We start from the raw sequence: 11,830 nt of genomic DNA, 5'->3' as shown, positions 1-11,830 counted from the left end.
CACCGCTAGGGGAATACCCGCGCCTTCCGTCAACAGGCTGCGCTTGACTCCCTGCTTGCCCCGATCCGTCGGGTTGCGGCCTGTTTTTTTGAGCCTGCCAGCGGGGCCTTGGTCATCGCCCCATCCATCGACAGCCACGACCAGTCGATCCCTTTGAGTTCATCGTATTTGAGCACACCGGCCTGCCAGAAGCGCTCGAACACGCCGGCCTCCACCCATTCCAGAAACCGTCGATGCGCTGTGCTGCTCGAACAGATCCCAGTGGCGTTAAGCGCATTCCATTGACAGCCGGTGCGCAATACAAACAAGATTCCCTTCATCACCACCCGATCCTCGATCCGGCGCCGATGACAGCCCAGCGGATGGGCCCGCGGTTGGTACACGGGCAACAGGGGTTTGAGCTGCGCCCACAGGGCGTCGGATAACCGCCAACCATCATCTTTAACCGCCAAGCTCATCGTCGTTCTGACTCCTGTGATCGAGGAAACTTCCGCCTAGAATACTACCTTTTGGGATAGGCTCTAAATCGCCCGCGCCAGCGCCGCCGCTGCCCCGAGATACCGCGCTGGGGTCAGCGCCAGCAGCTCAGTTTTCGCCGCTTCGGGGATTTCTAATTCAGCGATAAACGCACTCAACGCCTCTGCGCCGATCCGCCGCCCGCGTGTCAACGCTTTGAGCTTTTCATACGGCTGTTCAACGCCATAACGCCGCATCACCGTTTGAATCGGCTCGGCAAGCACTTCCCAATTTGCGTCAAGATCGGCGGCTAATCGCGCTGGATCGGCTTCTAATTTACTCAGACCCTTCTGAATTGACTGCAACGCAATGCTTAGATGCGCGATGCCCACGCCCAGATTGCGCAGCACGGTCGAATCGGTCAGATCACGCTGCCAGCGCGAAATCGGCAATTTAGCCGACAAATGCGTCAGCACGGCATTCGCCATTCCGAGATTCCCTTCGCCATTCTCAAAATCAATCGGGTTGACTTTATGCGGCATGGTCGAAGAGCCGACTTCACCGGCAATGGTGCGCTGCTTAAAATAACCCAGCGAAATATAGCCCCACAGATCGCGGCAAAAATCAATCAAGATGGTATTAAATCGCGCCAGCGCGTCGAATAATTCCGCCAAATAATCATGCGGTTCAATCTGCGTGGTATAGGGATTCCAAGTTAATCCTAATGAGGTAACAAATTCCTGCGCCAGCGTCGGCCAATCAACCGCCGGATACGCAACTTGATGCGCATTGTAATTGCCAACCGCGCCATTGATTTTGCCCAGTAACACCACCTCAGCGACCTGCATCCGCTGGCGTTGTAGCCGCCGCACCACGTTTGCTAATTCCTTGCCGAGTGTAGTCGGGGTCGCTGGTTGACCATGCGTGCGCGACAGCATCGGTTGGTCGGCGTATTGATGCGCTAACTCACGGATCGCGGTAATCAGCGCATCCATTTGCGGTAATAACACCTGCTCGCGTCCGGCTTGCATCATTAGCCCATGCGCTAAATTATTAATATCTTCAGAGGTACAGGCAAAATGAATAAACTCACTGACAGCGGTTAATTCCGCATTCGCGGCAATACGTTCTTTAAGAAAATATTCGACGGCTTTGACATCATGATTGGTCGTGCGCTCGATGTCTTTGACGCGCTCGGCATCGCTCAAGCTAAATTCACTGACAAGCTGGTCAAGCACTTGCTTGGCCGTCTCGGAAAACGGCGGCACTTCGGGAATGCCCGGATGGGCCGCGAGTGCTTGGAGCCAGCGCACCTCGACCTGCACGCGCTGCTGAATCAAGCCGTATTCGCTAAAAATCGCCCGCAGCGCGGCGGCGCGTGCGCCATAACGACCATCGACCGGCGAGAGTGCAGTGAGCGCAGAAAGCGGCAGTGACATAGGTCTATCAGCTCCAATCAAATCAGATCAAAAGGGTATGAATTACAGCGGCAAAACTAGGCACATAAAAAAAGGCGCTGCATCCTGAGATGCAGCGCCTGTTTGATCTCACCCAAGTTGGTGAGTGCGGAATGAGTTGGTGCCGAGGAGAGGACTCGAACCTCCACGAACTTTCGCTCACATGGACCTGAACCATGCGCGTCTACCAATTCCGCCACCTCGGCAGTCACTGTGTGCAGTGGCTTAAATTGAGCCGCGCCCCCAGTGGAGACGCGCATATTAGTGAGACAACACGCCCCTGTCAAGGCTACACTAATAACTTTCTTCGCCACGATCCTGCCCTAGTGACCAAACGCCGATCAACCCCACCTGCCCAGAACACTGACCCGCATCGCCAACGCGAAGCGCGTAAATATGCCAACCCCATCCCGAGTCGGGAATTTATCCTCGAAACCCTCGCCCATCACGGCGCTCCGCTGGCCTTTGACGAGCTGGTCACCACGCTTGGACTGGTCGATGAGCCGGATTTGATTGCACTCGAACGCCGACTCGGGGCGATGATCCGTGACGGGCAACTGGTGCGCAATCGCAACCAAGCCTTCTGTCCGGTCAACAGCCGCGATTTGATCGCTGGGCGCGTGATCGGCCATCCCGACGGCTTTGGCTTTGTGCGACCGGATGAGGGCGGCGACGATCTCTATTTGTATCCAAAAGAGATGCGGGCGCTGTTTCACGGTGATCGGGTGGTGGTGCGCGTCGCGGGACGTGACCGACGCGGGCGGCTTGAAGCGGCAGTGGTCGAGATTTTAGAGCGCAACACCCGCAGTGTTGTCGGACGACTCTATAAAGAAAGCGGCGTCGGCTTCGTGGTGCCAGATCACAAGCGGTTGACGCACGACATCATTATTCCCAGCGACCGGCTTGCTGGCGCCGAGCAGGGGCAAATCGTCGTCGCTGACATCACCGATCAGCCGACCCAGCGCACCCAACCGATTGGGCGTATCCGCGAAGTGCTCGGCGATCATCTAGCCCCGGGTATGGAAACCGATATAGCCATTCGTGCCCATAATCTGCCGGTCGAGTGGCCCGCCGAGGTGCTGGCCGAAATCGCCGGACTGACGGCGGAGGTGCCGGAAGCGGCGAAAGCGGGACGGGTCGATCTGCGGCAATTGCCGTTGGTGACGATTGACGGCGCGGATGCCCGCGATTTCGATGATGCGGTCTATTGCGAGCGCAAGCCGAAAGGCTGGAAGCTCTTAGTCTGTATCGCCGATGTGTCGAGCTATGTGCGTCCGGGCACCGCGCTCGACCGCGAAGCCCACGCACGTGGCAATTCGGTCTATTTTCCCGACCGCGTGATTCCAATGCTGCCTGAGGTGCTGTCTAACGGGCTGTGCTCGCTGAATCCGCACGTTGACCGGCTGTGCATGGCCGCTGAACTCTATGTCAACCGTGAAGGTCAGGTCACGCGCACGCGCTTTTTTGAGGCGGTGATGCGCTCGCAAGCGCGGCTGACCTACGATCAGGTCGCGGCGATGGTGGTCGAGGGCGACGGCGAGCTGTGCGAACGCTTCGCTGACATTCTGCCGCATCTGCATGAACTCTATCAGCTTTATCAAGCTCTTCAGGCAGCGCGGGCGACACGCGGCGCGATTGACTTTGACACCACTGAAACCAAGTTTCTGTTTAATCAACAGGGACGGATTGAATCGGTCGTACCGCTGGTGCGCAACGACGCCCATAAGCTGATTGAAGAGTGCATGTTAGCGGCTAATGTCGCGGCGGCGCGGCAATTCCAGCGCAAGCGGCTGCCGGGCATTTATCGCATTCACGATCTACCGCGTCAGGAAAAGCTCAACGATCTGCGCGAGTTTTTGGCGCAGTTGGCGCTCAAGCTACCCGGCGGTGAACAGCCGACGGCGGCAGATTACGCGCAGTTGCTAGAACAGATTAAAGAACGTCCTGATCGGCGCTTGATTCAAACCGTGCTGTTGCGCTCGATGCAGCAGGCGATGTACAGCGCCGAAAATGCCGGGCATTTTGGTTTGGCATTTGAGGCTTACACGCACTTTACCTCGCCGATTCGCCGCTATCCTGATTTGGTCGTCCATCGGCTGATTAAGCATCTGCTGGCCGGTGGCACAGCGGCTGATCTCGATTACACCAAAACCGAACTGCAACAGGCTGCCGAATGGTGCTCCGGCACCGAACGCCGCGCCGATGAAGCGACCCGCGATGCTGAAGATTGGCTCAAATGCGAGTTCATGCAGGACAAGCTGGGCGAGAAATTCGACGGCACGATTACAAGCGTCAATTCGTTCGGCATCTTTGTTGAACTCGACGCGGTGCATGTCGATGGGCTGGTGCATATCACCGCGCTCGACAATGATTTTTACCACTTTGACCCCATCGGTCATCGCTTGCAGGGCGAGCGCACCGGCACCGTTTATCGGCTCGGCGACCGACTACGGGTGCAGGTGGCAGCGGTCAATCTTGATGAACGCAAGATTGATTTTGTCCTCGTTGGGCCGACGGCCAAGAGCGCACGTCGCGTGCCGAAGCCAACTGAAGCGCCGCTGACTGACGCTAAAGCCAAAGTTAAGCCTAAATCTAAGCAACGTGCGGCGACAGCGACCAATCCGTCAAGCGGCAAACCGACGCCATCGGCAGCAAAAAAAGCTCGCACGCGGGCCAATAAGCGCAAGCGGTCGGCGTCCAATCCTGTGAATCGCGATGACTGAGCGGGCACCGATTGGCGGTATTCATAGCGTTCGCGCCGCGCTCAAATTCGGGGCCGCTGGGGTCGATGAAATTTGGCTCGAACGGGCGCGACGGGATCGCCGTTTGCAAGAACTGGCAGACTTAGCCCGCGAAGCTGGGATTCGTGTCCGGCAGGTTGAACGCACTGAGTTGGAGCGGGTGGCGGCTGGAATCAATCATCAGGGCGCGTTAGCGTGGGTCGGCGTGCCGTCGGCGCGGACTGAAGCGGATTTGACGGCACTGCTCGATCAGCTTGAGGTGCCGCCGTTTTTATTGCTGTTAGATGAAGTTCAGGATCCGCACAATCTCGGCGCGTGTTTGCGCACGGCAGAAGCGGTCGGCGTGCAGGCGGTGATTGCGCCAAAAGATAACGCGGTCGGTCTGACCCCAGTGGTGTGCAAGGTGGCCAGCGGTGCGGCAGAAACGCTGCCTTATGTGCAAGTGACCAATCTGGCGCGGGTGATGGATGCGCTCAAGGAACGCGGCATTTGGTTCACGGGCACCGCAGGCGAAGCCCGCGACGATCTCTATGCTGCCGATCTCACCGGCCCGCTGGGGCTGGTGATGGGCGCGGAGGGCAGCGGCCTGCGCCGCCTGACCCGCGAACGCTGTGATCGGCTGGTGCGGTTGCCGATGTGCGGTCAGGTTGAGAGCTTAAATGTCTCGGTTGCGGCGGGGGTGTGTCTGTATGAGGCGTTGCGGCAGCGGCGGGTTTAGCCGAACTGTTTATGGCGCACACTCCCAGCATTACACGCGAAAACAATCTACAGCGTGATGTCGAGACACTGCGACTGGAGACTAAACGCGATATTGAAGCACTCCGGCTGGATATGAAGCGTAAGATCGCCGAAACGAATATGCGCATCGCTGAAACGTTTCAATCCTTATTGTAGTGGATTGTGGGTCGCGACCTGACGCGGCGTGAGTGCTTCAATTCCTTCCTGTTGGTTTCAATCCTTGTTGGTTTCAATCCTTGTTGTATTGGATTGTAAGTCGCGACCCGATCATACCCAACATCCGCGCCACCAGACAACCCCTTCTTGACCGCCCGATCTGTCCCCATAGCCCAACTGTTATACTGAACGCTATGATGCTCGACCGCCTTCACGAACCAGCATCGTGCGTGTGATCGCTCGCTGACGCTGATCGCCCCGAGCCAGAGCCAGAGACATCCCGTCCATCCTCCCTAGATTACAGTACCCAGAGCAACGCCGATGCTTGTCCTTCGTGGCGCACCCGCCCTCTCCGAACTCCGTCTCCAAAAACTCGCCGACCGGCTCCACGAGCTGACCGGACAGACGATCCGGCCCTATGCCGAGTTTGTGCATTTTGCGCAAGTGACCGCCGAACTCAGCGCCGAGGAACGCGCCATCTTGGAGCGACTGCTGCGCTACGGGCCGCACCTGCCGACGCATGAACCCATCGGGCGTCTGGTGCTGGTAGTGCCGCGCCCGGGCACGATTTCGCCCTGGTCATCGAAGGCCACCGACATCGCCCATAACTGTGGTCTGAAGTCGATCCAGCGGCTAGAACGCGGCACGGCCTATTATTTGGCCAGCGATGCCGACGAGATCGACGGCGCGACGCTGGGCGCACTGGCCGCCGCCCTGCATGACCGCATGACGCAGGTGGTTCGCTTTGATCTGGATGCCGCGAGCCAATTATTTGAGTCCACCGCGCCGCGTCCACTACAGCGAGTGGATGTCATCGGCGCGGGACGGCCGGCGCTCGTTGCGGCCAATCGTACACTCGGGCTGGCGCTCTCAGATGATGAAATCGACTATCTGAGCGCGAATTTCACCGCCCTCGGTCGCAATCCGACGGATGTCGAGCTGATGATGTTCGCGCAGGCCAATTCCGAGCACTGCCGCCACAAAATCTTCAATGCGGATTGGGTCATCGACGGCGAGCCGCAGACCCATTCGCTGTTTGCCATGATCCGCCACACCACCGAGCGTGCGCCAGACGGCGTGCTTTCGGCCTATAAAGACAATGCCGCCGTGCTTGCTGGTCGGATCGGGCAGCGTTTTTTGCCCTGTCCGCAGACGCACATCTATGGTACGTCAGAAGAGCCGATTCATCTGTTGATGAAGGTCGAAACCCATAATCATCCGACTGCGATTGCCCCCGATCCGGGCGCGGCGACTGGTTCCGGCGGCGAGATCCGTGACGAGGGCGCGACCGGTCAGGGCGCAAAACCCAAAGCCGGACTCTGCGGTTTTTCGGTGTCGAATCTGCGCATTCCGGGCTTTGAACAGCCCTGGGAAGTCGATCACGGTAAACCGGGGCGGATTGTCGCGGCGCTCGACATCATGCTGGACGGGCCAATCGGCGCGGCGGCGTTCAATAACGAATTTGGACGGCCCAATCTGACCGGCTATTTCCGCACCTACGAACAGGCGATTCCCTGCGCCGACGGCAGCTACGAACGGCGCGGCTATCACAAGCCGATTATGCTGGCCGGCGGTCTGGGCAATATCCGCGATGAGCATGTCGTAAAACGTCCGTTTCCGGCGGGTACACCGCTGATTGTGCTCGGCGGCCCGGCGATGCTGATTGGTCTGGGCGGCGGCGCGGCGTCGAGTATGGCGTCGGGCGCGTCGGCTGAAGATCTCGATTTTGCCTCGGTGCAACGCGCCAATCCCGAGATGCAGCGGCGCTGTCAAGAAGTCATCGACCGTTGCTGGGCACGCGGCGCGGATAATCCGATTCTGTTTATTCACGATGTCGGCGCGGGCGGCCTGTCCAACGCGCTGCCTGAATTGGTACACGACGGCGGACGCGGCGGACGTTTCAATCTGGCCGCGATTCCGAGCGACGATCCATCACTCTCGCCGATGGAACTCTGGTGCAATGAATCGCAAGAACGCTATGTGTTGGCAGTCGCGGCGGAACAGCTAGACGAATTTCAGGCGATCTGCGAGCGCGAACGCTGCCCCTATGCGGTAGTTGGCGAAGCGACCGCAGCCGAGCATTTGGTGCTCGATGATGCGCAACGCGGTGAACGTCCGATTGATATGCCGCTGGCGCTGCTGCTGGGCAAACCACCCAAAATGCGCCGCGAAGTCGTGCGGCAACCGGCGCTCGGTGCGCCCTTTGACACCAGCGGGATTGATCTCCGTGAGGCGATCACCCGCGTGCTCCGGCTGCCGACGGTCGCGGATAAAAGTTTTCTCATCACCATCGGCGACCGCAGTATCACCGGCTTAGTCGCCCGCGAACAGATGGTCGGCCCCTGGCAGGTGCCGGTTGCCGATTGCGCCGTGACCCTGAGCGATTTCAGCGGTTACAGCGGCGAGGCGATGGCGATTGGCGAGCGCACGCCGCTGGCGCTGCTCAATGCGCCAGCATCGGGGCGAATGGCGGTTGCTGAGGCGATCACGAATCTTTTAGCTGCCGAGATCGCACAGCTCGGCGACATCAAACTCTCGGCGAACTGGATGGCCGCCGCTGGGCATCCGGGCGAAGATGCGCGGCTCTATGACACGGTGCGGGCGGTCGGGCTGGAACTCTGCGCCGAACTCGGGATTGCGATTCCGGTCGGCAAGGATTCCATGAGCATGAAAACTGTGTGGAACACGCCCGCAGGCGAACGCCGCGAGCTGACCGCGCCGCTGTCGCTGATTGTCTCGGCGTTCGCGCCGATCACGGATGTGCGCAACACCCTGACCCCGCAGTTGCGCACCGATCAGGGCGATACGGATTTGCTTTTGATTGATTTGGGGCGCGGTCAACAGCGGCTTGGCGGCTCGGCGCTGGCGCAGGTCTACAACCAGATTGGCACCACGCCGCCGGATCTCGACGCGCCCGAACTGCTGCAACACTTCAGCGCGGCGCTGCAAGCATTGCGCACCGCCGGACTGATCTTGGCCTATCACGACCGTTCTGACGGCGGGCTGCTGGCGACGCTGTGCGAGATGGCATTTGCCGGACGCTGCGGGCTGGATATTGATCTAGCCACGCTGGGAACCGACGATCTCGCCGCGTTATTCAGCGAAGAACTGGGCGCGGTGATCCAAGTGCGCCACTGTCAGCTTGACGCCGTGCGGCAGATTTTGGCGCAACACGGGCTGGCGGAGTGGAGTCCGGTGATCGGCGTGAGCGACACGTCTGAACAGATCCGCTTCCACCGTCATCAGCACACCGTATTCAGCGCAACCCGCGCCGAATTGCAGCGGCTGTGGTCAGAAACCAGCTATCGGCTGCAAGCACGGCGCGATGATCCAACCTGCGCAGCGGAAGCCTTTGCGCGGATCGATGAAGCGGATCCGGGCCTAAACGCCGTGCTGACGTTTGATCCACATGACGACATCGCCGCGCCTGCGATCCAGCGCGGCGCACGTCCCCCGCTGGCCATTCTGCGCGAACAGGGTGTTAATGGTCAGATTGAAATGGCCGCTGCCTTTCATGCGGCTGGCTTTGCCTGTGTCGATGTGCATTTATCGGATGTCATCGCCGGGCGCGTCGATCTAGCTGATTTTCGTGGTTTGGTCGCCTGCGGTGGGTTTTCCTACGGCGATGTGCTGGGCGCTGGTGAGGGTTGGGCAAAAACTATTCTGTTCAACTCGCGAGCGCGTGCGCAATTCCAAGCCTTTTTCGAGCGCACCGAGACCTTTGCGCTCGGCGTCTGCAACGGCTGTCAAATGCTCTCGAATCTGCGCGAACTGATCCCGGGCGCGGAACATTGGCCGCATTTCGTGCGCAATCGCTCCGAGCAATTCGAGGCCCGCACCCTGATGCTCAAGGTCGAAGCGACCCCCTCGGCGTTACTCGCGGGCATGGCGGGATCGCGAATGCCGATTGCCGTCGCGCATGGCGAAGGGCGGGCGGAGTTCCGCGACGCGGCGCATCTGATTGCCGCTGAACCCTGGGTGGTGGCGCGTTATGTCGAAAACGACGGCCAAATCGCCACGCGCTATCCGGCCAATCCCAACGGCTCGCCCAACGGCATCGCGGGACTGACTACCACCGACGGGCGGGTGACGATCTTGATGCCACATCCTGAGCGCGTGTTCCGCACGGTTCAGAATACGTGGTCGCCGAATAACTGGGGACAGGATGGCCCGTGGCTGCGGCTGTTCCGCAATGCGCGGGTGTGGGTGGGGTGATTAGGCGAGGTGGCGAATGTGCATCGCCACCTCCGCTTAAATCTTCTCCAGCATATCGGCTATGCTGATGGATTTTCGTTAACAAATATTAACGCGCACGTGTTTGGTCACACATGGCCCCATCCGGCAAGGTCTGTGACATGCACAGACGCGAAAAGGTCTTAGATATGCTTTGAGTTTTACACCAGCAGCAAGTCGTGCTGGAAACCCGATACTCAAACGTGTTAAAGACCGATGCTCTTGGTTATCGAGCATCTGGAAACATTCACCGGCTATTTAAGCGTGTCAAGTGCTTTCTATGCAAAACAAAACGGTAAAATTTGCGATTTTTTGTTAAAAAATTTACCACTATCTGATAGCTCAAACATCCCTGCTTCTTGATTTCTGAGTGCTGCCACAATGACGCGCAAATTACCTAACCGCTCCCGTATTAGCGCCGTTGTCATTGCGCTAGTGTGTCTGACCCCACTGCACGCGCCTGCTGACTCGGCTGTCAGCCCGACTCCCATCGTTAAGCACGGCACCTGTCCGAATGGCTATCGCTCCAGCGGAGCCTATTGCGTGCCGAGCGCCAAAGCACGGCAGGCAATTGAAAAAATCGGTCTCTGCCCAAGCGGTTACATCGCCAGCGGTGCCTATTGCTTAGCCGGTCGGCAAGCCGCCCGCGACGCCATCCCTAAGATCGGCGCAAGCTGTCCATCCGGCTGGTTATCGAATGGCACCTACTGTCTGCGCAAGCGTTGAGCCACGCCACGATGACTGACGCCAACCCGATCATCCCGCATCTGATTGCCTCGTCTACAAGTTGGATCGAAGGTGAGGCGGTGCGGCAACTGGAACACACCGCTCGTCTGCCGGGGATGCGTGCTGCCGTGGGATTGCCCGATCTACATCCCGGCAAGGGCTATCCGATTGGCGCGGCGTTTTTGAGCGAGCGCATCTATCCGGCGCTGGTCGGCAATGACATCGGCTGCGGCATGGCGCTGTGGCAGACGGATCTGACCGCACGGCGTTTTAAGCCCGAACGCGCCGCCGAGCGGTTATCGGGACTCGAAGGCGCGTGGGACGGTGATCTCGCGGCATGGCGGGCTGACTGGAAGCTGGAGCCAACAGCCTTTGATCGCGCACTCGGCACCATCGGCGGCGGCAATCATTTCGCCGAAATACAGCAGCTTGAGCAGGTGTTCGATGCGCCAGCATTAGCCGCACTCGGGCTGGATACCGAGCATCTGTGTTTACTTGTACACAGCGGTTCACGCGGTCTGGGTGAGGCGATTTTGCGGGCGCAGGTCGATCAATGGGGACATGCTGGTTTAGATCCGCATACAGCGGAAGCTGACGCCTATCGCCTCGCGCACGATCATGCGCTGCGTTGGGCCGAGGCGAATCGGGCGCTGATTGCGCAGCGGTTGCTCACGGCGTTGGGCGCAGAAGCGGAACAGCGGTTAGCTGTCTGGCATAACGGCGTTGAGTCGGTCGCATGGTATGACGAGCGATTATGGCTGCATCGCAAGGGCGCAGCGCCAGCCGATCGCGGGCCGCTGGTGATTCCGGGATCGCGTGGGGCGCTGTCGTATCTGGTCGCGCCGATGGGGGATGGTGCGATCAATTTGCGGTCATTAGCGCACGGGGCCGGACGCAAATGGAAGCGCGGCGAGGCGCGGGCGCGGTTGAGCGGACGCCAGCGCCCCGAGGATTTGGCGCTGACGGCACTCGGCGGGCGGGTGATTTGTGAAGATAAAGATTTGCTCTATGACGAAGCGCCCGAGAGTTACAAGGGCATTGAGCGCGTGATAAGCGATTTGACTGAGGCGGGGCTGTGTCAGGTACTCGCCACACTGCGACCGGTGCTGACCTATAAAATGCGGCGCTCAGAGCAATCGCACCGCACTGGCCGGATACATCAGCGCAGAATGAGACAGGATTAACAGGATGTTTCAAAATTGACAGGATGTTTTGGTAGCACCCTAGCAACGTCTTGCCGTCCACACACACCTGCTCACCGGACAACCCAGCGAGAGCCGCCGTTGCCCAGGCCTGGAACGCCTCGGCAAAGGTGTCCGGATT

7 protein-coding genes, 1 tRNA gene and 1 pseudogene are annotated in these 11,830 nt (G+C 59.3%); 6 read left to right on the top strand and 3 right to left on the bottom strand.

Annotated elements, in window-relative coordinates:
• From BLW10_RS13025 to BLW10_RS13015, 3 genes and pseudogenes are all read right to left on the bottom strand, one after another.
• Nucleotides 1–458, bottom strand: a pseudogene (locus BLW10_RS13025) (IS5 family transposase); the annotation flags it as partial.
• 63 nt (nt 459–521) lie between these two features.
• A complete protein-coding gene (purB, locus tag BLW10_RS13020; RefSeq protein ID WP_091335355.1) occupies nt 522–1,895 on the bottom strand; it encodes an adenylosuccinate lyase in 1,374 nt (457 codons plus the stop codon).
• A 137-nt stretch (nt 1,896–2,032) separates the two neighbouring features.
• A tRNA-Leu gene (locus tag BLW10_RS13015) sits at nt 2,033–2,119 on the bottom strand.
• Nucleotides 2,120–2,239: 120 nt separating this feature from the next.
• On the opposite strand from BLW10_RS13015, the gene rnr reads away from it, so the two are divergent.
• From rnr to BLW10_RS12990, 6 genes are all read left to right on the top strand, one after another.
• On the top strand, nt 2,240–4,636 hold the full coding sequence (rnr, locus tag BLW10_RS13010) for a ribonuclease R (protein WP_091335353.1): 2,397 nt from the start codon (nt 2,240–2,242) through the stop codon (nt 4,634–4,636).
• Nucleotides 4,629–5,372 carry a 23S rRNA (guanosine(2251)-2'-O)-methyltransferase RlmB gene (rlmB, locus tag BLW10_RS13005; RefSeq protein WP_091335350.1) on the top strand — a complete coding sequence of 248 codons (744 nt, stop codon included), beginning with the start codon at nt 4,629–4,631 and terminating at the stop codon, nt 5,370–5,372. Before rnr ends, rlmB begins: the two co-directional genes overlap by 8 nt.
• 11 nt (nt 5,373–5,383) lie before the next feature.
• On the top strand, nt 5,384–5,548 hold the full coding sequence (locus BLW10_RS14050) for a hypothetical protein (protein ID WP_177169071.1): 165 nt from the start codon (nt 5,384–5,386) through the stop codon (nt 5,546–5,548).
• Nucleotides 5,549–5,869: 321 nt separating this feature from the next.
• The gene (gene purL, locus BLW10_RS13000) at nt 5,870–9,763 is read left to right on the top strand and encodes a phosphoribosylformylglycinamidine synthase (RefSeq protein WP_091335348.1); all 3,894 of its coding nucleotides are present in this window, start codon (nt 5,870–5,872) and stop codon (nt 9,761–9,763) included.
• A gap of 399 nt (nt 9,764–10,162) precedes the next feature.
• Nucleotides 10,163–10,507, top strand: coding sequence for a hypothetical protein (locus BLW10_RS12995; protein ID WP_245709408.1), 345 nt, complete (start codon nt 10,163–10,165; stop codon nt 10,505–10,507).
• Nucleotides 10,508–10,518: 11 nt separating this feature from the next.
• Nucleotides 10,519–11,691, top strand: a complete 1,173-nt coding sequence (locus BLW10_RS12990) for an RNA ligase RtcB family protein (protein ID WP_091335346.1) — start codon at nt 10,519–10,521, stop codon at nt 11,689–11,691.
• The last annotated feature ends 139 nt before the right edge of the window (nt 11,692–11,830 follow it).

This window comes from Allochromatium warmingii, assembly GCF_900107145.1.
In the GTDB taxonomy this organism is placed as follows: Bacteria; Pseudomonadota; Gammaproteobacteria; order Chromatiales; family Chromatiaceae; genus Thermochromatium; species Thermochromatium warmingii.
This window is presented reverse-complemented; position numbering and strand designations above follow the sequence as displayed.

Bases quoted from the DNA above. Each gene is read 5' to 3' on its own strand.
- BLW10_RS12990 (WP_091335346.1), top strand. From the start codon at position 10,519: ATGACTGACGCCAACCCGATCATCCCGCATCTGATTGCCTCGTCTACA.
- BLW10_RS12995 (WP_245709408.1), top strand. From the start codon at position 10,163: ATGACGCGCAAATTACCTAACCGCTCCCGTATTAGCGCCGTTGTCATT.
- purB (WP_091335355.1), bottom strand. From the start codon at position 1,895: ATGTCACTGCCGCTTTCTGCGCTCACTGCACTCTCGCCGGTCGATGGT.
- BLW10_RS14050 (WP_177169071.1), top strand. From the start codon at position 5,384: ATGGCGCACACTCCCAGCATTACACGCGAAAACAATCTACAGCGTGAT.
- rlmB (WP_091335350.1), top strand. From the start codon at position 4,629: ATGACTGAGCGGGCACCGATTGGCGGTATTCATAGCGTTCGCGCCGCG.
- purL (WP_091335348.1), top strand. From the start codon at position 5,870: ATGCTTGTCCTTCGTGGCGCACCCGCCCTCTCCGAACTCCGTCTCCAA.